This is a genomic window from Pseudomonas sp. KH_021, from assembly GCF_057838865.1.
The window spans coordinates 3,018,601-3,037,559 of the sequence record NZ_CM174477.1; the positions used below are offsets into that span (position 1 = coordinate 3,018,601).

The window sequence follows — 18,959 nt, forward strand, 5'->3', positions numbered from 1 at the left end:
CTGAATGCATCATGATCAGATGCCTTGCTCGCGCGCCATGTGCCGGGCAATCCGCACGGCGTCCCAGAGCGCCGGGAGGATCAGCAGCGACACCGGTACGGCGGTGATGACAATAAAGGACTGCAGGGCGGTGACGCCGCCAGCACCAATGGTGATCAATACCACGGCTGCCAGGCCCATGCCGATAGCCCAGAAACCGCACAACCATTTCTTCGGCTTGTTGGTGCTGGACATTGCCAGTGCCACGGTAAAGGCCATGGCATCGCCGTTGGTCGCCACCGAGATAAAGCTCAAGAACAGAAACAGCGCACTGATCAGTCCGCCCAGGGGCAGGTTCTGGGTCACGCCCAGCAACAACGCTTCAGGCTGGCTGCCGTGGGCGGTGACGATGCCAGGGGTTTGCAGTTCCAGGCCGATCCCGGTGCCGCCGACGACGGTGAACCAGAACATGGTGACCAGCGGGGCGATGATCGACAGCGTCATGATGATCTCGCGAATGGTGCGTCCGCGCGAGATGCGTGCGACGTACAGGGCGACCATCGGGGCGTAACCGATAAACCAGCCCCAGTAGAACACCGTCCACCAGTCCAGCCACTTGGGGTCGGCGCGGAACAGCGTCAACGGGATGAACTGTTCTACGTGCAAGGCGAAGGCTGATGGGAATCCACCCAGGATAAACATCGTTGGCCCGAACACCACCATGAACACCGCCAGCCCCAGCATCAGCCAGACGTTGATCTCACTGACAAAGCGGATGCCTTTGAGGCCCACCAGGCAGGAGGTGGTGTACATCAGCGTGACCAGGATGATGGTGATCGATTGAGTGACAATGTCGTTTGGCAGGCCCCACACCGAGTGCATGGCACTGCTGATCTGCAACCCGAGGAAACCGATCGGGCCGATGGTACCGGCCACCACGGCGATGATCGAGGTGGCGTCTGCCAGGGTGCCGATCGGACCTTTGAGTGCGCGCTCGCCAAACAGCGGGTAGAGCAGGGTACGGGGTGCCAGTGGCAAGCCCTTGTCGTAATGCAGGTGCATCAGCACGATCGCCAGCAGGCTGCCAAGTACAGCCCAGGCCAGAAACCCCCAGTGTACGAAGGACTGCGCCAGTGCGGCGGTGGCCGCCGCTTCGCTGTGCGGCTGCACACCGGCGAAGAACGGGGGCGGGCTGGCGAAGTGCATCATCGGTTCTGCCGCCGCCCAGAACGCACCGCCACCGGCCAGCAGGGCACACATGATCACGGCGATCCAGTTAAAGGTGCTGATGTCCGGGCGTTGTTCGATACCGCCCAGGCGTACGCGCCCGCATTTGGAAAAGCAGATGCCCAGACTGACCACGAAGGTTGCCAACATCAATACCTGCCAATACAACCCGAAGGCCTTGGTGGACCAGGCGAACAGAGTGTTGACCAGCGCCGACACCGCCTCGATGTCGACCAGTGCCGCAATCAGGAACGCTGCCAGGAAACCGCCGCTGATCAGGAACAGCGGCCAGTCGATATCCCGGGCGACGGGCAGGTTCATGGCCTGGCCGTCGGCTTGCAAGGTGGTTGGGTTTTTCATGAAACCTCCAGAGACCGGCGATTATTGTTATTGTTCATGCTGTCCGTGCAGGGAAGGGCTCAGGCCTGCGCCGTGGTGGCGGTTTCCAGCAGGCGCAACCAGTTCAAGCCCATGATGTTGCGTACCTCATCTTCAACAAAGCCGCGGGCGCGCAGGCCTTGGGCGATGATCGGGAAGTCGCGGCTGTCACGGAACCATTGCAGGGGGGCAGGCCAGTTGGCATTGTCCTTCGACCCCTCGCCGTAGTCCTTGTCCTTGCTCCAGCGGCCGTTGCGCATCCACTCAAGTACCGCGAGCGGTTGTGCCTGGCACAGGTCAGTGCCGATCCCGATGTGTTCCACGCCCATCAGGTCTGCGGTGCTGGCGATCATGTCGCAGAAGCTTTCCAGGCTGCATTGCGAAGCGCCCTTGAGGTGGAACGGATAGGTACTGAAGCCCAGCAGCCCACCGGATTCGGCAATGCCACGCAGCACCGCATCGGATTTGTTGCGCTTGGCGGCGTGGAAACTCGACGGGTTGGCGTGGGAGATGATCACCGGCCGGCTCGACAGCTCAATGGCTTGCAGCGTGCTGCGCTCGGCGCTGTGGGACATGTCGATCAACATGCCAACACGGTTCATCTCGGCAATCACCTGGCGGCCGAAGCGGCTGACGCCGTTGTCTTCGCTTTCGTAGCAACCGCTGGCCAGCAGGCTTTGGTTGTTATACGTGAGCTGCATGACAAACACGCCCAGTTGACGGAAGACTTCCACCAGGGCTATATCGTCTTCGATTGGCGAGCAGTTCTGGAAACCGAAGAAGATGCCAACCCGACCTTCCTGGTGGGCGAGGCGAATATCACTCGCTTCGCGCACTGGACGGATCAACTCGGGATAGGTCTCGAAGCGGCGGTTCCATTCACCGAGCCTTGAGAGGGTTTCACGCGCGTTCTCGTGATAGGCGATGGTGGCGTGTACCGCACTCAAGCCACCGGCCTGCATCTGCTGGAATATTTCCGGGCTCCAGTTGGAATACTGCAAGCCGTCGATCATCAATAAATCTTGCATGGTGAGTGTTCCCTTCAAGGCCGCACGTAAGTGGTCTTGACCACGGTGTAGAAATCGCGGGCGTACTGGCCCTGTTCGCGGGGGCCGAAGCTGGAAGCTTTGCGACCGCCGAAGGGCACGTGATAGTCGGTGCCGGCGGTGGGCAGGTTGACCATGACGCAGCCAGTCTGGGCGCGACGCTTGAACTCGCTGGCGTGGCGCAGCGATTGGGTGATGATCCCGGCGGTCAGGCCGTATTCGGTGTCGTTGAGGGTGGCCACGGCTTCATCGAAGTCACTCACGCGGATCACGCAGGCAATGGGGCCGAACACTTCTTCGCGGTTGATGCGCATGTCATTGCGGCTGTCGATGAACAACGCCGGACGCATGTAGTAGCCGTCGGTTTGCAACTGCAGCTGCTCGCCACCTTCAATCAGGGTGGCACCTTCGGCCTGAGCCAGACGCAGGTATTCCAGGTTCTGCTCCAGTTGCCTGGCCTCGGCCACCGGGCCAATCTGCACGCCAGCCTCCAGGGCATGGCCGACCTTCAACTGGCGCATCCGTACACGCAGGGCCTCGACGAAGCGGTCATGGATGCCGTCGCAGACGATCAGCCGCGAGGACGCCGTGCATTTTTGCCCGGTGCCGAAAAAGGCACCGTTGAGGGCGCACTCGACGGCGATGTCCAAGTCGGCATCGTCCATCACCACCAAGGCATTCTTGCTGCCCATCTCCAGTTGGCAACGCACCAGGTTGCCGGCGGTCGCTACCGCTACGCGGCGCCCGGTCGCCAGCGAGCCGGTGAAGGTCAGGGCGTCGATTTCGGCCGATTGCACCAGGGTTTCACCGACGCTGGCGCCGCTGCCCATGACCAGGTTGAACGTGCCCTCGGGCAAGCCCTGGCGGCTGATGATTTCAGTCAGCGCCCACGCACTGGCCGGCACCAGGTTGGCCGGCTTGAACACCACGGCGTTGCCAAAGGCCAGGGCCGGGGCGATCTTCCAGGCGGCGGTGGCCATGGGGAAGTTCCAAGGGGTGATGATGCCGACCACACCGACCGGTTCGCGGTGCACTTCAATGTCGATGCCAGGGCGCACCGAGGCTGCGGTTTCGCCCATCTGGCGCAGCACTTCAGCGGCGTAATAGTGGAAGAACTGGCCACTGCGATTGACCTCGCCGATGCCCTCGGCCAGTGGTTTGCCTTCTTCGCGTGACAGCAGTTGGCCGAGTTCTACCTTGCGGGCGATCAGTTCGTCGCCGATCGCCATGAGGATCTGCTGGCGCTGCTCCAGGCCGCTGGTCGCCCACAAGGGTTGTGCGGCGCGGGCGGCCTGGATGGCATCCTGGGTCTGTTCGACGGTGGCTTGCTGGTAGACGCCGATCAGGTCCTGGGTGTCTGAAGGGCTGTGATTGCTGACGGTGTTTTCGCCGTCGCACCAGTGCCCGCCGATGTAGTTTTTGTAAGTGTTGAGTGACATGAGAAGCCTCCGATTGCCTGGCTTCCATCTTGCGAGCAATATGGATTAAATAAAAATTAATAATAAATATGTTTCTATAAGGAAAACTAACCATGTTGCCCGAGCTGAAGATCGCTCAATTACGGTATTTCGTGCTGGTGGCTGATCTGAAAAGCTTCCAGGCCGCGGCGCGCCATGCCTGTCGTACCCAGCCTGCATTGTCATTGGCTGTGCGCGAGCTTGAGCAGAAGCTGGGGCAGCCGCTGATAGAAAAGGGCGGGCGAGCGGAGCTGACGCCTTTTGGCGAGCACTGCCTGCCGTTGTTTCGCGATTTGCTCGAACACCACGACCGCATTGCCCGGGAAGCGACCTTACTGGCCCGGCATGAAATCGGCCAGGTCAGCATCGCCACGGTTCCGTCGGTGGCCAGTCGACTGTTGCCCGGATTACTGGGCCGTTTTGTGGCTGAGCATCCCAATGTGCAAATCAGTATTCAGGACGGCAACGCTGACAGCGTCCAACAGTTGTTGCTGCAAGGGCAGGTGGACTTTGCCATCAGCAGCGTGTGGATTCCCAACGAGCAGATCGAGTTCGTACCGATCCTCAATGACCAGATCGGGGTGGTCTGCCGCCTTGATCACCCCTTGGTACAGGCCGATGGCGAATTGCACTGGACGCGGCTGCAAGGCTTGCCGCTGATTCGCAATGGCACCTCGCGCTTGCTGGAGGGCACTGAGGCTGAGGTGTTGCTCGAACACAGCCGGTTGTTTGTCTCCAACATGATTTCACTGATCGCGATGTTGGAAGAAGGAGTGGGCATCAGCACCTTGCCCTACCTGGCATTTCCGCTGGGTAATGAAAAGCTCGCATTCTTGCCATTGGCCGAGCCGAAGGTCGAGCGCCAGATCGGCTTGCTGACGCGCAAGGGGCGCAGTCTTTCGCCTGCGGCCGGGGAGTTGATGGGTTTTTTGCGAGGAGGTTTATCCCAGTCGCATTGATGCCATCTCTATGGTTCAGTGCTTCGACTTACCTGCGGTGGACCTCACCGCGGTACATCAGGCAGACACGCGCCGTGTTCATCGCGGCTAACTACCAAGGCGTGTGCCACCGTAGCTCACGTAGTCTGCACTTAAGAAGTCATGTGCATATTTTTCAGAGTGGAGTAGGATTAAATCCTATCTGATTCGGGAGGCTCATCATGCGTAGCACTCAACAATTCAGCATCACTCTGCCCAACCAAATGGCAGAGGTGGTGAAAGCCAAGGTCGCTACCGGTGAATATGCAACTGAAAGCGAAGTGATTCGTGATGGCCTGCGGGCGCTGCTGGCCCGTGATCGTGCCTTGGAAAGCTGGCTCGTTGGCCAAGTAGCTCCGGCTTACGATGCCTTGAAAACGGACGCCTCGCGTACACTGAGTGTCGACCAGGTGCGTGCCCGACTGTCGGCGGAGCACCAAAACGCCATTACCCAATCGTAATGGCGTATACCGTCGAATTTGCACCGGAAGCCTTGGAACAACTGGCTGCGCTCTATCGCTACATAGCCACGGCGGCCTCGCCGGAAATTGCCCAGCGTTATACTGACGCCATCGTGACCTATTGCGAAGAGCTACAGACGTTCCCGCACCGTGGGAACCAGCGAGACGATATCCGCCTAGGTCTACGTATTACCAACTATCGCAAGCGGGCCGTGATTGCCTTTGCCGTTGATGCCAAGCAGGTTTCCATCCTGGGCGTTTTTTACGGTGGACAGGACCTCGAGGCCGCCTTGCAATTTGAGCTGGACGATTAGCGAGCAGTAGTGCTGGAGAAGGTCCGATACCCAACGATCGAAGCATCAATCCATGACGCTGCTGACCGCTCCACATGGCGGCCTGCCCAGCACCTCGTAACTGACACGTGGCACCCGTGTCAGGTGGGTTTGCAACAGCGTGGCCAGTGATTCACCGCTCTCAAGGTAAGCATCGCCAAAGTCGGCGCCCAGGCGGCTTGGATGCGTGACCACTTCCAGCACGCCTTCTTTGGGCAAGCGGTTGTCGCGCAGGTCGGTCGGGGTGCAGACGTAGTCGGCGGTAGAGCCCGACAAGCGTTTCAGGCGTCGATTGAGCAAGGTTTTGTACAGGCGCTTGCCCGGCCCGATGTTGCCCCCAAGGTTACGTGCCAGGCGCACGGCTACACCTTGGCGAGCCGCGAAGCGGGCGACGATTTCGCCGATTGGCCAAATATTGTGTACATGCTGGTGGGAGTCCAGATGGCTGGGGCGAAGGCCATGATCCAGGCAGCGCTGCCATTGCGCTTCAAGTTCCTGCAAGACCGCTTGGCGAGTGCGCGAGCTCAGGTGCAGGGCATGACGGCGCAATTTCAGGTCGAACTCACCCGCGGCATTACAGAAATGCGGCTCGGACAGAATTGCCGTGCTCAGCGGCCTGCCATAAGTAAGATTGAAATGCAGCCCCACGCGGCCGCCGATCACTGGCAGGCCGGCCAGCACGCAGGCGCAGGTGAAGGCTGGCATGTTGGCCATGATCGTCGCGGAGCTGATCAAACCGCATTGGAAGGCCCGCAGGATGGTGGCATTCTCCTGATCACTGAGGCCGAAATCGTCAGCGTTGACTATGACTTGGTACGGCATCGCGTCCCCCTTGCTCGGTAGCAATGGTGGTGGCAGGTGCCACGGGTTTGGCAAGCCTGCGTTGTAGGTAGGGTTTGAGGCGCTTCCAGGCGCGTAGCGCCAGGCCCAGGCAAAGGCCGCTTGGCCGCCAGGAGTAGAAGCTTGCTCGGTAATGTTCCGTTTGGCCGGTCTGGCGCTCGTGCAGTTGGTGGCTGGAGTTTTCCAGGCTGACCCGCGAGGCGTCGATCCATTCCCAGCCTTCGTCCAGGCCCCAGCGAATCCACTCCTGCAGCAGCACCCGGCCGCTGCCAAGATCAGCATGGCCGGGCAGGAAAGCCAGGTTGTAGTCGTAGAGCCGACCGCGCTCGAATACGCCCAGCCGGTAGCTGATGCAGTGACCGTCCAGCTCCAGCAGTACGATCTTGACCCGGCTCTGTTCTGCCAGGTGGGTAAACGCTTCCCGCATCCATTGCTGACGCTGATGGCCGGAAAAAATCCCGACGCCTTCATCGCCCTTCCAGCTCTGGGCCTCGACCGCCTGGATCGCCTGCAGTAACGCCGGCATGCTGGCCGCGTCGGGAGTGATGCGGCGAATGTGCGCGCCACAGGCTGCTATTCGTTTGTAGGCTCGGCGCAGCTTGTAGCGTGGGTCACCCGAGACTTCCTGGTGGTCGGCCTCGCTCAGGCGATGCACCGGTACTCGGCAGGCCAGCCTCTGTTCACACGTTGAACTGCTCCGGCCCCATTGTTTGAGAAGCGTACCTGCGGCACCGCCAGGCACTTCATTGAACTGCAGCAAGGCATGGGGCAGGTGCTGACGAATCGCTGTCAGTACCTGTCGCGCGCCGATCGGATCAACCACGACAAGCAGGGCGATGCGGTCACTCAAGGGGTAACCCAAGTGATGCACCACCCTGAACTTCAGGGGGCCAAACGGTTGGCGGGTGGCCACCAATGGCAGGCACAGCCGCAGTTGCCCGTGCTCCCAGCCCAGCAATACCCGCAGGCGCTGGTCGCAGGCCAGGGCACGCTCGGCGGCGATCATCCAAGCCAGGCTATTGAACGGTGTAGCCTGGGCACAGTGTTCGCGCAGCCGTTCGTAGTCAGCAGCGGGGAAACCCGCCGCTTGCAGAGAATCACGCCACTCCAGGCGCAGCCCTGTCATCGTCAGGTCGCCGTCGCGGTCACGGAAGGTCGAGCCGGCTTGCACAAGGCATCCAGCCGCGATCCGGTGTAACGGGTTTCATGGCTGAAACGCCAGCGTCCGAACAGACCATAGACATGCATCACGCGACCTTGCTCCTGGTAGCCCATGCGAATGTGCAACTTCAAGGCAGGGATGTTGTGGGTTTCGCATACATCCACGACCTTGTCGCAGCCTTTTTCGGCCATGGCTTTCCACAGGTTCAGTTGCACGTCCACCGAAAGCGAAGTACCCCAGTAAGCGCGGATCAGTTCGCCACCGAACTCGAAAAATTCCCCTGTACCCACCGGGAAGATACAACCGTAGTAATGACGGTCGTCGTAGTCACGCACGCTACCCCAGATAAAGCTCACCGCGTCGCCCTTGTCGTCCAGGTACATGTGGCCGGTATGGCCTTGGGCAGCCAGCTCGCGCATGGTCTCGACCCGGTCACCGAAGTGGCGGGCAAAAGCGTTGGCGTTGAGCACGGTGATCGTTTCAAGGCGCAGCGGCGGATAAGGGCGCAGTTTGTGAGGGGGGACGGGGCTGACCAGGTCGCGCTCCATCCATAACAGCTCCCAGTGGTAAAACACGTAGCGCTCGGTCAAGGTCTTGAGGGTAGCCTTCAGGCCTTTTTGCTGAATGCGTTCTTTTATTTTTTGCAGTGTACTCATAGTGCCTCCGGTGTTGCTCAGAGAGGGTTGTGCACTGTTCCATGTGCTTTAACTGGCGTGCCAGGTCAAAGCAAACAGGGTCTGGCCGGGTAGCTGGAAACTCACTCGGCCGTGTTCGCATACGTATGGGGCAGGTCGGCTCTGGTTGTCTTCGCCAAAAAAAACGAGCTCGGCCGCCTTGAGTGGGCACAGCGATGCCTGCGCTTGCAGGCTCACCTGCTGCAGTCGCCGGCCCTTGTTGACGCCCAAAAGGCTGCGGCGTTGTTGAGCCGCCATGGCCAGGGCATCGACTTCAAAGGCGTCGTTGTCCAGCGCCAAGACCGTGTCTAGCCAGCGACGCTGGATAAACTGCTGGGCCAGGCCCACGGGCTTGAGTTCGAAACGGTTGCCGTCGATCACCCGGATCATGCCCTTGGGGTACTCGGGCTCATCGGCGGCATGGAACCAGTTGAGCATCGACAGCAAGCCATCGGCGGAGGCGTTGATCACCACCGAGGCCCACCAGAGCGCAGTGAAGTGGCTGTTCTGTTCATACAGGCTCAGGGTGGAACCGCTGGAGAGATTGGTCTGGTCCAACAGCAGGGCCTTGCGCGGCCGGCCCTGAGCATCCAGGCCCACCAGTTCTGCGGCCTGGCGCACGCTGTCGCGGTAAGTGCGGGTGGCCAGCAGATCGCGGATCATCCATTCATGCCAGGCCAGGGCATCGATCTGTAAACCGTTTTCCTTGAGCATCCTCCGCGCCCAGTCCAGGCCACGACGGTCTCGCGCGTTATCGTGGAACGGGCCATTGATCAGCCGCGAACTGGCGGGCATCGCAATGCGCACGCCGGCTTCCCGCGCACCGGGCGTTTGCTGGACGCGCTGGGCCATGGCCTCGAAAAAGCGTTTGTAGGTGTCGTAATCGCGGTAATTGAGGTTGGGCTCGTCCGCGAAAGCGATGTAGTGCAAGCCATTGCCGCCCAGTGCCTGGGTAGCGGCCAACCAGGCATCCAGGCCGCGTTGGCTCTGCGCGCCAGCATTGAGGTCGGCACGTCGGCCGGTGGCCGCGAGCAAGGTGATGTCCTGGCGTATACCAAAGCGTTGCTGATACAGGCGCCGAAAGCCGTCTTCATAGTGGCTGTCGCGGGCCAGGATATCGGCAAAGGTGTAAAAGCCGGCCGCTTGCGGGCGCAGGGCATCGAGCACCGCATGGCTGGACACTGGCGGCACGACATAGGGCAGATTGATGCCCAGTGCTGGCGTGGGGCCGAGCTCTTTAAGCCCCAGGCTCAAGTTCGTCCGACCGTTGGCCTGGCGCAAAGCCCCGAGGTGTTCAGGCTGTTGGGCGAATAGGTTGGCCGTGCCGTCGAGCCAGAAGGCTGCCTTGCCGTCGCCGATCAGGCGCAGGTGCCAGATCTGCTCCTTGGGGCTTACCGGCAACGCCACCTGATCGAACTGCCAGTAAGCGGGGTGAGGTTTGAGGGCCAGCGAAACGCTGCGCTTGTCCGAAAGTCGCTCTGCTTGCAGCGCGCGCACGCCGCCGTGGAACTTGCCAGCGAGTATCGCCTGCTGGTTGGCACCGACCCGGAAGTACAACGCATCACCGTCCCGAGTCTCGGTGCTGAAATGCACTTTTACCGGTTCGAACTGCGCAGTGGTCGTGACACTGTGCTCAACGCGGTAGCGGCGAAAGCTGTAGCCGGGAACTTCCAGTCGATAGTGGGTGGTGCTGGCTGCCAGGGGCCATTGCTGGCGGCCGCTGGTTTGCGTGGGGCTGATGATGCGTTCGGCCTGTAGCTGGCCTTGGCCGTCAAGCAGATACAAGTGCTCGGTATTGGCGTCGGCTTGCCAGGCGGGGGCCCAACTGATGTTCAAGGTGGCGGCCTGGGTGGGCGCCAGGTACAGGCTGCCGTCACGAATGTCCGCCCAGCGCATCGGGGCAGCTGTCCCGGCAGCCAGCCAACAGACGCTCAGCGCCACGACGGCCCAGCGGATCATGCGGCTTTCCTTTGCAACATCTGGCGCAAGGGGGCCAGGTCGCTGGGCAGAATCAACAGGGTGTGCAGCATCGGCACGCCACTGAGTTGGCAGTACAAGCGCAGCAGCGCCAGGGTGACGGCCAGATAGGCGATGGAGGAGGCGGCTGCCGCACCGACAATACCGAAGCGGGGGATCAGCAGCAGGTTCAGGGCCAGGTTCAACAGGGCACCGAGCCCCATCAACAGTGACACGGCGCCAGGACGGTCCTTGCCAAGCAGGTCCAGGCGCAAGATGCTGGCGTAGCACAAGCCGAACAGGCCTGGCAGCAAGGCCAGCAGCGCCGGGTAGGCGGGTTGGTAGGCGGCGCCGAACAGCAGCACGATCAGCCATTCGCCGATCAGCGCCATGCTCAGGCAGGCACAGAGCATGACCGTGGCGGTCAGGCGCAGGGCAAAGGGTGTCAGCCGGGCCATGTCCTTGTCTTGTTGCAGCAGGCGTTTCATCAGGGGGGTGGTCACCGCTTCCGGGACGATCAACAGCAACTCGGCGGCGGCGCTGGCCATGGCGTAATGACCCAATGCGGTACTGCCGAGCAAGGCACCGATAAACAGGTAGTCCGAGCGCAAAATCACCTGCTGGAACAGCAAATCCGGGTGGCTTCGGGCGCTATAGCGCAACAGTTCTTTTTGCCCGGCGCGGTCCCAGCACAGGCCCAGGTTGTGGTTGCGAGCGAGCCAGAACCAGCCGGCGATCACCACCAGGCTGATGCCAGCCAACCAACTGATCAAGGCAGCTTCCAACGCGGCCGACTTCCACATCCAGAACATCGCCAGGAACAGCAGTAACGGCGCTAATGACTCCACCAGCCGCAGGGCGTTGAAGGCGCCGACGTTGCCGGTGGCGTTGTGCAGGGTCAACAGGCCGCTCTTGAGGACGGTCAGCGGAACGGCCAACAGCAGCAGCCAGGCCAGCAGGCCCAATTGCTGGGTGACGGCAAGTTCAGTGCCGAACTCGCGCATCAAGGCCACGCACAACAGGGTCAACAGCGCGGCCAGCAGGCAGCCATACACCAGCACCTGGCTGATCAGCAGGCCCATGGGCTTTTGTTTGGCGGCCTGATACCCCACGGCCGAATTCAGGCCACCGCTGGTGGCGGCGCTGAGCAAGTCGGGCAGGGTGCTGAGCAGTGCGAACAGGCCCCGCTCACTGGGCCCCAGGATCCTCGCCAGCAAAACGTTGCGCAACAGACGCAGGAAGATCATCGCCAGGCGCGTGCCCATGCTGAGCAGCAAATGACGAACATAGTGGCTGCGACTCATGCGCGACTCCCACGACAGATTCGCCAGGCCAGCAGTGAAGGGCGGCTGGCATTGCGCTGGCTGACACCGATGCGCGGCAGCGCCAGTGGGTTGTTCTCGTCGCGACAGATACCTGCCCGCGTACTCAGCGCATAAGGGTAATGATGCGCGGCCAAGCGTTGGCGTACGCGAGCATCGTGATCACCGTTGGGGTAGCAGTAAACCGGCAACGGGTGCCGGCAACCTTGCTGCAAGGCCGCATGGCTGCGACTCAGTTCCTGGTCCAATTGACGATCATCCAGCCCGGTCAGGATCGAATGGCTGGCGCCATGGGGGCCGAAGGTGATCAGCCCGGAATCCTCCAGGCTGCGCACCTGCTGCCAATCCAGGGCCTGGGGCAGAGATTCAGCCGGGCAATTGTTGGTCAGTGCGCGCAAGGCCGCCGGTGCCAGGGTTTTCAGGCTTTGCAGGTAGTGAGCCAGCGCCAGGCTGCGCCTGGTTTCGCTGCCCCCCATGAAAAAGCCGGTTGGCAGTGGCCGGCCGAGATGCCGCACCTGCGCCATCAGTTTCAGGCTCGATTCGTCACCGTAGCTGCCCCAGAGCGTTTCACCCAGGCTCTCCCACCAGAATCGCTGGTGACTGCCAATAAAGTCGGTGGACAAAAAAATGCTCGCGGGTACTTGATGGTGTTGCAGCAGAGGGAAGGCGTTGAGCGCATTGTCGCGCCAGCCGTCATCGAAGGTCAGCGCCACTTTGGGCCTTGAACCCGGCGCACCGGCTTCGGAGTGTTCAAGCAGGTCCATCAAGGACACGCAATCGAAATGCCGCTTGAGCCACTGCAGCAGTCCGCCGAAGGCTTCTGGCCCTACGCACAGCTCGTTACGATGGGGCAGGTCCGCGCTGCGGTCGTCAGCCAGCACCCGGTGCAGCATCAGGATCACTCCGGTGCCGTGCAAGCGTCTGCGACCCAGGGGAGAGTTAAGGTATAGCCAGCCGCTGGTACGTTTGAGCATTTGCTTGATAGGCATGACGGGCTCTCAACGGTTCTGATCCGGGTTCCACTGGCTGTAGCGATGGCCCCGCAAAAATTGCCAGAGGCCAACGCTCATGCCCGCCAACGTCACCAGCACGAAGGCCGCCAAGCGAAACGGCTTGGGCAGGCGGTGGCGCATATCCAGCAGGCCGGCGATGGCAATCCCGTAGGCCAGCAACTGGGCGATCAAGGTGAAGCGATAAAAGCCATGGGCGTCCCACAGCAGCAGGTTGCTCAACAGCAAGGGCACTAGCAGTACCGGGGCCAGGCGGCGGATCAGCTTGTGGCTGATCAAGGCCAGGGCGTACAAGCCGTGCTTGCATGGATTAAGCAACGTGCGTCGCTGCGCCAGGCTTTGCAGCCCGCCCACGGTGACGCGCTGGCGACGGCGAAATTGCTTATTGGCGTCATCCACACCTTGGTCGATGACGCGTGCCGCGGGCACGTAGACGATGCGCTTGCCGGCCGCGGGCGCGCAGGTACTGACGAAGAAGTCGTCGTTGACCTGCGCCGGGATCGGCTCGAACAGCTCGCGTCGCAACGCCAACAAGGCGCCGTCAGCCGACACCATGCAGCCGGTACGGTTTTCCAGATGACGCAACCAGCCCTCGTAATGCCGGTAGAGGCTGTCGCCCAGGCTCAGGCCCTTGCCGGCCACGGGGATGACCATATGCCCGGCGGTGGCGCCCACCTCAGGATCACTCAGTGGTTCGAGCAGATGGCGCAAGGTGTCGAGCGCCCATTGATTGTCGGCGTCGGTCAAGACCAGGATATCGCCGCTGCTGTGGGCTACAGCGGCATTGAGCGCGGCGGCCTTGCCTTGGCGAGGCAGGTCGAGAATGCAAATCCGCGAATCCTTCACGTAGCGCGCACGTGCCACGGTATCGTCACTGGAGCCATCGCTGGCCAGGATGATTTGCAGGTGAGCGGCGACGTAATCCTGGGCCAATACGGTGCGCAGTTTGGCTTCGATATGGCGCGCTTCGTTATAGGCGGCAATGATCACGCTGACGTTCAGTGGCTGATTGGGATGCGCCTTTGGGGGGCGAAAGAAGGGGGCCGCCAGTGCCAGCGTCAAGGGGTAGCCCAGGTAGGCGTAGAGGGGCAACAGCAGGCAGAGCCAGAATATGAATTCAGCCACGGGCAGGCCTCCTTGCGGTGCGTTGACACAGATTCAGGATGAAGGCGACACCGGCCAGGTGCAGGCGGACCCAGTGCAAGCCCCACAATTGCAGGATGAACAGCGTGTCCCGGTGCTTTAAGCCCTGACGCAAGGCCAGGACCAGCGCCGGCAAAGCCGAAAACAGCACAAACAACAGGGTGACGGCCAGGTCACCGCTGGACAACGCCACCCAGGCGATCAGGTCGAGCAGCCAGATACCCAGCGCCAGAACCGGAAAGCGCAGCAGACGCAGGCTCGCGCCGTGGTTGAGCAGCAATTGCAGATGGTTGCCCTGGCGCCACATCTCCTTGCCCAACCATTCACGCCAGCTGCCTTCATACCCCCAGTGCAGAGCGGTCGGTTGGCTGACCATCATCAGCCGCGCCCCGGCCGCGGCCAGGCGCATAGTCAGTTCCTTGTCCTCGCCGGTGCGCAGGGTTGGATGAAAACCACCGACCCGCTGGAACCTGCTTTTGCGCATCAATAGATTCGCGGTCGGCAACCACTTGACCCGGTGCATGGACGGTTCAAGGGGGCGAGCATTGCGCCGTTGCCAGGCCTGGGCGAACCAAGGTGCTTCTGCAGGGGCGAGGATATCCAGGGCCAGCACATCGGCATGGCCACGCGCTTCGACGTCGAGCAGCAGGCTGAACCCGTTTTTCGGCATTTCCATGTCAGCGTCGATAAACGCAAGCCAGGTTCCGTTGGCCTCTGCCGCGCCATGGTTGCGCAATGCGCCGATCGCCACGTCCGGCAACACCAGCACCCGGGCGCCAAACTCACGGGCAATTTGCGGGCCTTCGTCGGTGGAGCCGTTGTCGGCAATGATCAGCTCGCAATCAAGGTTGGCCGTGTCTGCTGCCAGGCGTACCGCTCGCAGGGTGCGAGCGATATGCCGCGCCTCATTGAACATCGGAATCACCACGCTGATCTGGCTCATGGCTGTATCTCTGGGTTCAGACGGCGTTCGGCTTCCACCCGAATCACACTGGACATGGCCAGCAGGATCCAGACGTATTTCTGACTCGGCACACTGAGGAACATCAAAAACAACGCCACTGCCAGCACGCTCATGCCCAGGTGAGTGACCAGGTCGGCTTGCTCCCAGGCCTCGCGTTGCAGGCAGGCGCGGCGGGCGCGCGCGAGGTTGTACAAGCTCATGGCAATCAGGCTGACAAAGAACAGCCCCGCCGGTATCCCGATTTCGCTGAACAGTTCCAGGTAGGTGTTGTGCGCCCGACGGTACAGGTCGGTGATCTTGTGGTTGTTGGAGGCGAAGGCCTTGGCAAAACCGGTATTGGCGTAGTGCATCGGGAAGGTGCCAGGCCCTGTCCCCAGGAACGGATGGTCCTTGATCATTTTCTTGCCGACCACGATGTACGATGCACGCCGGCCAAGGGAGTCATCCTTGTAGGCAACGCCCTTGGACTGCAGCACGCTCAGCGAAGCGATCCGCTCGATGTAGCTGGCGGGCATCACGGCCGCCAGCAGCGGCAGCCCCAGCGCGATCGCCAGCATGACAAAGCCCAAGTGCCGAGGACGCACGCGTTGCAACTGCTCCCGGTAGTGGTACAGGCCGATCCCCAGGCTGATCAGCAGTACCACCAGCCCCGAACGTGACTCGGTCTTGGTCATGCCCGCCAGCAGCAGCAGTGAGCAAGCCAGCCACAGCAGGCGCTGCAGGGCATTGGGGCTCTTGATCAGCAACAACAGCGACATCGGGGTGGCCACGGCGATCATCATCGCGAACAGGTTCGGGTCTTCGAGCAGGCCCGCGGCCCGTCCTTGGTCCTGATAGGTGCTGGAGAACATCGCCATGGCGCAGGTCAGCGCCACGCTCAGGGTGACAAGGCGCAAAAACCAGCCCAGGTTCAGGTCGCGGCCCACTAACAGGGTAATTACGAATATGGCCAGGCCGATCAGCAATTCACGTAGATGAATGTAGGATTGCTCATGGTTTTCGCTGGCCAGGAAACTCAGCAAATACAGGGCCAGAAATCCCAACAGCGGTATCCACAAATTGCTGCGCAGACGTTCGGCCGGCAATTGGCGCAGAATCAGTTGCAACGGCAAAATCAGCATCAGCGCGGCGCCCAGCAGCTTGGCACCGGACACACCGCTGTCTTTGAACAGGCCTTCGAGCGGCACCAGCGCAACGATGCACAACAAGGCCCAGGAGGGCTTGCGGTAGATGACCAGCAAACCCACCAGGCCCAGCGCCGCACCGGGTGCCAGGTACGGCCAGGGGCTGGCCAACAGCAGTAGGCTAGCCAGCGCCAGAACACACACCAGTGACAGTGGAATGATCATGGTCTGGCCCCCTGTGCCATCGACATGTAAAGCTGCGACCAGCGCTCGGCGAGTACCGGCAGGTGGTAGCGGTCCTGCTGGGTGTGGCGGGCATGCTCGGCGAGCCGCCGGGCCAGTTGCGGGTCTTCGATCAAACGGTCGATGCAGGCGGCCAGTGCGGCACTGTTGGCGGGCTCTGCCAACAGGCCGTTGGTGCCGTCCTCGAGCACATCGGGAATCCCTCCGACCGCGAAGGCAACCACGGGTACGCCGGCTTGCATGGCTTCGAGCATGATCATCGGAGTGCCTTCGGTGCGCGAACTGATCACCAACAAATTCAGCTGCAGCCACCAATGGCGCATGTCGGTCTGATAGCCGGGTAATTGAATGTTGCTGCCCAGCCCTGCGTCATCGATTCGAGCTTGCAAGGTGTCGCGCTCCGGCCCGTCGCCGAGCATGACCGCGTGCAGGTCCGCATGCTTGTGGGCCAAGGGAATCAGCGCATCAAGAAACAGGTCCGGGCCTTTTTCGTCGCTCATGCGCCCGACATAACCGACCCGTGTGCACGGCTCGGTAGGGCGTGGTGGTAAGTCGGCACTGGCGGGCAAACCATTGGGTATGACCTGGAGTTTCTCGGCCTTGACGTGGGCCAAACGATGAACACTGGCAATGCTTTCAGCCACACAGACCACCCGCCGCACCGAGGGGGTTCGGCACAACTGCAGGCTGAGCCAGGTGTAGAAACGCTGCTTTTTACTGCGAGGGGTAAACCCGTGCTGGGTCACCACCAGCGGCAGGCGCAACAGCGTTGCCGCCACCCAACCGAACAGCAAGCCCTTGAAATTGTGGGTGTTGACCAAGGGGCGGGCGGCCCCCCGGCCGCGCAGGTACTTGATCAGGCCGGCCAGACCCTCGCAGCGCCGCGCTTGAACCCCAGCGTCACGAAAGCGCTCGACCAAGGCATCCGGGGCATCGAGAAACACCACTTCATGCAGGCCTTGGGTTGCCAGGCAATGGTCTAGCAGCATTCTCTCGGCCCCATAGAAACCGCCGCTGCTGAGCAGATGCACGATCGGCAGCGGTGCCTGCACAGGCGCGTTCAATTACACACCCAGTGCCAGAGTTTCGGCAGCGCGCCTTGCTGCAAGGCCGGTTTGGTGGTGATGTTGTATTGGTCGTTGATCACCAGCAGCACTGGCAGGCCGAGCTGTTGGGTCAATTGCGCAGGGTGCTTGAAACGATGGTCGAAGAACTCACGAACATAGACCAGCGCCACGCCCATCAGCAGGCCGGTGAGCAAACCAAACGGAATAATCAGCGAAGGGCGAGGGAACGCCGGCTCCGTGGGTACAAAGGGGGGGCTCAACACCCGGGCGTTGGAGAGGTTGTCCAGCTGATCTATGCCAGAGCGCTCTTCAAAGCGCTGGGTGTAGGTGGCGAAGGCCGATGACAGCGCATTGAGCTCGGTGTCCAGTTGGCCGACCGTGCTCTGGGTCTTCTGCAGTTCGTGAACGCGCGCCTTGTATTGGCTGATGCGTTGGGTCTTTTGGTCGATAACGTTCTGTATCACGGCCAGGTCGTTGGTGCGTTCACGAATGCGGTTGGCGACGACTTTCAGGAACTGAGCGCGGGTCAGGGCGATCTTCTGGCGCTCGGCCCGCATGGGTTCGATGGAGGTTTGGAACACGCTGGCATCGCTGACGTAGGCACTCACCTGTTGGGTCAATAGCTCACCCAGGACCTTGATCTCCCGATCCTCGATCGCCACGTTGTCGATGGTGGTGGAGAAGGTGAATGGGAAGGGTTCAAGGCCGGCGTTGGCTTTTTTCGCGCCGTCCAGGGCGTTCTGCAGGTAGCTCAGCCATTTCTGGTTTTGCAGGAGGCGATCGCGGTATTGGTTCAGTGCCTGCTCTTCGGTGTTGATCGCATTCAGGCGAAAGGTGATTTCTTCCTTGGGGTCCGCCGTCTGATTCGCCTCCAGCAGGGTCAGGCGTTTGCCTTGCAGGCCATCCAGGCGAGTCTGGTATTGGGCTTTCTTCTGCTCGTAGAAAGACTGGGGCAGATCATTGGATTGCAGGTCCTGGCGGTTAGCCAAGTAGTTGTCCAACAGTCTGGCGACAAACATCGTGCCTTGTTCTGGCTCGCCGAAGCTGTAGGTGATGGAAATCACGTTGGAGCCCGGCAGGGTTTCAATCTTCAGGTCTTTCTCTGCCTGGGCGGTGAGGACGTCAAGGGTGACATCGCGCACCGGATCCGTTTCCAGGCCAAACAACTCGCGCACCGGGTTGACCACCAACTCACGCACCGGGTTGATGATATTGCGGCGAATGGGGCTGATGATCAGGCGCCTGATGAGGCCTTCCGGAGGTGTGTACAGGCCAAGGTCGCGCAACTGACTGATCGTTTCGCGGATCAGCGTCGGGGAGCGCAGGATATTGCTCTCGGTTTCCATATCCGAAAGCGAGGGTGGGATGAACTTGTCAGACTCGGTGGTGAGCCCCGTGGCTGCGTCGCTTTGCGAGAGCTTTTTCGACTGCACGATGACCTGGGCGGTGATATCGAAGCTCTGTTTAAGCACCAGCGGCAACAGCAGTGCGATCACTGCAAAAATCAGGAAAACGCGCTTAACCAACTGGCGGTTGGCGAACAAGATCCTGAAGAACTCATGCAAATAGTTTTCCTTGGGATTCATGGCCGTGTCCT

Annotated in this window: 17 protein-coding genes; 3 read left to right on the top strand and 14 right to left on the bottom strand. The window is 61.2% G+C overall.

Features of this window, described 5'->3' with window-relative positions; genetic code table 11:
* Positions 1–15: 15 nt before the first annotated feature.
* Genes AC3IX4_RS13985 through AC3IX4_RS13995 form a run of 3 tightly spaced genes read right to left on the bottom strand, consistent with a single transcriptional unit; the run spans position 16 to position 4,069 of the window.
* Positions 16–1,566, bottom strand: a complete 1,551-nt coding sequence (locus tag AC3IX4_RS13985) for a BCCT family transporter (protein ID WP_489261091.1) — start codon at positions 1,564–1,566, stop codon at positions 16–18.
* Between the two features lie 59 nt (positions 1,567–1,625).
* A complete protein-coding gene (locus AC3IX4_RS13990; RefSeq protein WP_489261092.1) occupies positions 1,626–2,612 on the bottom strand; it encodes a dipeptidase in 987 nt (328 codons plus the stop codon).
* Between the two features lie 14 nt (positions 2,613–2,626).
* Positions 2,627–4,069, bottom strand: coding sequence for an aldehyde dehydrogenase family protein (locus AC3IX4_RS13995; RefSeq protein WP_489261093.1), 1,443 nt, complete (start codon positions 4,067–4,069; stop codon positions 2,627–2,629).
* A 92-nt stretch (positions 4,070–4,161) separates the two neighbouring features.
* On the opposite strand from AC3IX4_RS13995, the gene AC3IX4_RS14000 reads away from it, so the two are divergent.
* The 3 genes from AC3IX4_RS14000 (at position 4,162) to AC3IX4_RS14010 (ending at position 5,839) form a co-directional block, all read left to right on the top strand.
* Entirely contained in the window at positions 4,162–5,046 is an 885-nt protein-coding gene (locus AC3IX4_RS14000) for a LysR family transcriptional regulator (protein WP_489261094.1), read from the top strand.
* A gap of 200 nt (positions 5,047–5,246) precedes the next feature.
* Positions 5,247–5,525 carry a ribbon-helix-helix domain-containing protein gene (locus tag AC3IX4_RS14005; protein ID WP_489261095.1) on the top strand — a complete coding sequence of 93 codons (279 nt, stop codon included), beginning with the start codon at positions 5,247–5,249 and terminating at the stop codon, positions 5,523–5,525.
* A complete protein-coding gene (locus AC3IX4_RS14010; protein ID WP_489261096.1) occupies positions 5,525–5,839 on the top strand; it encodes a type II toxin-antitoxin system RelE/ParE family toxin in 315 nt (104 codons plus the stop codon). The genes AC3IX4_RS14005 and AC3IX4_RS14010 overlap by 1 nt, the downstream gene beginning before the upstream one ends.
* Before the next feature lie 45 nt (positions 5,840–5,884).
* On the opposite strand, the gene AC3IX4_RS14015 is transcribed toward AC3IX4_RS14010, so the two are convergent.
* Genes AC3IX4_RS14015 through AC3IX4_RS14065 form a run of 11 tightly spaced genes read right to left on the bottom strand, consistent with a single transcriptional unit; the run spans position 5,885 to position 18,948 of the window.
* The gene (locus AC3IX4_RS14015) at positions 5,885–6,679 is read right to left on the bottom strand and encodes a carbohydrate deacetylase (RefSeq protein WP_489261097.1); all 795 of its coding nucleotides are present in this window, start codon (positions 6,677–6,679) and stop codon (positions 5,885–5,887) included.
* Positions 6,651–7,823, bottom strand: a complete 1,173-nt coding sequence (locus tag AC3IX4_RS14020; RefSeq protein WP_489261285.1) for a GNAT family N-acetyltransferase — start codon at positions 7,821–7,823, stop codon at positions 6,651–6,653. Before AC3IX4_RS14020 ends, AC3IX4_RS14015 begins: the two co-directional genes overlap by 29 nt.
* A gap of 2 nt (positions 7,824–7,825) precedes the next feature.
* On the bottom strand, positions 7,826–8,515 hold the full coding sequence (locus AC3IX4_RS14025) for an N-acetyltransferase (RefSeq protein ID WP_489261098.1): 690 nt from the start codon (positions 8,513–8,515) through the stop codon (positions 7,826–7,828).
* A gap of 48 nt (positions 8,516–8,563) precedes the next feature.
* Positions 8,564–10,489 carry a hypothetical protein gene (locus AC3IX4_RS14030; RefSeq protein WP_489261286.1) on the bottom strand — a complete coding sequence of 642 codons (1,926 nt, stop codon included), beginning with the start codon at positions 10,487–10,489 and terminating at the stop codon, positions 8,564–8,566.
* Positions 10,489–11,793 carry an oligosaccharide flippase family protein gene (locus AC3IX4_RS14035; RefSeq protein WP_489261099.1) on the bottom strand — a complete coding sequence of 435 codons (1,305 nt, stop codon included), beginning with the start codon at positions 11,791–11,793 and terminating at the stop codon, positions 10,489–10,491. The genes AC3IX4_RS14030 and AC3IX4_RS14035 overlap by 1 nt, the downstream gene beginning before the upstream one ends.
* A complete protein-coding gene (locus AC3IX4_RS14040; RefSeq protein ID WP_489261100.1) occupies positions 11,790–12,800 on the bottom strand; it encodes a polysaccharide deacetylase family protein in 1,011 nt (336 codons plus the stop codon). Before AC3IX4_RS14040 ends, AC3IX4_RS14035 begins: the two co-directional genes overlap by 4 nt.
* 9 nt (positions 12,801–12,809) lie before the next feature.
* Entirely contained in the window at positions 12,810–13,946 is a 1,137-nt protein-coding gene (locus tag AC3IX4_RS14045) for a glycosyltransferase (protein ID WP_489261101.1), read from the bottom strand.
* A complete protein-coding gene (locus tag AC3IX4_RS14050; RefSeq protein ID WP_489261102.1) occupies positions 13,939–14,907 on the bottom strand; it encodes a glycosyltransferase family 2 protein in 969 nt (322 codons plus the stop codon). The genes AC3IX4_RS14045 and AC3IX4_RS14050 overlap by 8 nt, the downstream gene beginning before the upstream one ends.
* Positions 14,904–16,277: an O-antigen ligase family protein gene (locus tag AC3IX4_RS14055; RefSeq protein ID WP_489261103.1), complete on the bottom strand. Its 1,374-nt coding sequence runs from the start codon at positions 16,275–16,277 to the stop codon at positions 14,904–14,906. Before AC3IX4_RS14055 ends, AC3IX4_RS14050 begins: the two co-directional genes overlap by 4 nt.
* Positions 16,274–17,359: a glycosyltransferase family 4 protein gene (locus AC3IX4_RS14060; protein WP_489261104.1), complete on the bottom strand. Its 1,086-nt coding sequence runs from the start codon at positions 17,357–17,359 to the stop codon at positions 16,274–16,276. The genes AC3IX4_RS14055 and AC3IX4_RS14060 overlap by 4 nt, the downstream gene beginning before the upstream one ends.
* Positions 17,356–18,948: a GumC family protein gene (locus tag AC3IX4_RS14065; protein ID WP_489261105.1), complete on the bottom strand. Its 1,593-nt coding sequence runs from the start codon at positions 18,946–18,948 to the stop codon at positions 17,356–17,358. The genes AC3IX4_RS14060 and AC3IX4_RS14065 overlap by 4 nt, the downstream gene beginning before the upstream one ends.
* Between the last annotated feature and the right edge of the window lie 11 nt (positions 18,949–18,959).

Coding starts and splice junctions, on each gene's coding strand:
- AC3IX4_RS13985 (WP_489261091.1), bottom strand. CDS start 1,566: ATGAAAAACCCAACCACCTTGCAAGCCGACGGCCAGGCCATGAACCTG.
- AC3IX4_RS13990 (WP_489261092.1), bottom strand. CDS start 2,612: ATGCAAGATTTATTGATGATCGACGGCTTGCAGTATTCCAACTGGAGC.
- AC3IX4_RS13995 (WP_489261093.1), bottom strand. CDS start 4,069: ATGTCACTCAACACTTACAAAAACTACATCGGCGGGCACTGGTGCGAC.
- AC3IX4_RS14000 (WP_489261094.1), top strand. CDS start 4,162: ATGTTGCCCGAGCTGAAGATCGCTCAATTACGGTATTTCGTGCTGGTG.
- AC3IX4_RS14005 (WP_489261095.1), top strand. CDS start 5,247: ATGCGTAGCACTCAACAATTCAGCATCACTCTGCCCAACCAAATGGCA.
- AC3IX4_RS14010 (WP_489261096.1), top strand. CDS start 5,525: ATGGCGTATACCGTCGAATTTGCACCGGAAGCCTTGGAACAACTGGCT.
- AC3IX4_RS14015 (WP_489261097.1), bottom strand. CDS start 6,679: ATGCCGTACCAAGTCATAGTCAACGCTGACGATTTCGGCCTCAGTGAT.
- AC3IX4_RS14020 (WP_489261285.1), bottom strand. CDS start 7,823: ATGACAGGGCTGCGCCTGGAGTGGCGTGATTCTCTGCAAGCGGCGGGT.
- AC3IX4_RS14025 (WP_489261098.1), bottom strand. CDS start 8,515: ATGAGTACACTGCAAAAAATAAAAGAACGCATTCAGCAAAAAGGCCTG.
- AC3IX4_RS14035 (WP_489261099.1), bottom strand. CDS start 11,793: ATGAGTCGCAGCCACTATGTTCGTCATTTGCTGCTCAGCATGGGCACG.
- AC3IX4_RS14040 (WP_489261100.1), bottom strand. CDS start 12,800: ATGCCTATCAAGCAAATGCTCAAACGTACCAGCGGCTGGCTATACCTT.
- AC3IX4_RS14050 (WP_489261102.1), bottom strand. CDS start 14,907: ATGAGCCAGATCAGCGTGGTGATTCCGATGTTCAATGAGGCGCGGCAT.
- AC3IX4_RS14055 (WP_489261103.1), bottom strand. CDS start 16,277: ATGATCATTCCACTGTCACTGGTGTGTGTTCTGGCGCTGGCTAGCCTA.
- AC3IX4_RS14065 (WP_489261105.1), bottom strand. CDS start 18,948: ATGAATCCCAAGGAAAACTATTTGCATGAGTTCTTCAGGATCTTGTTC.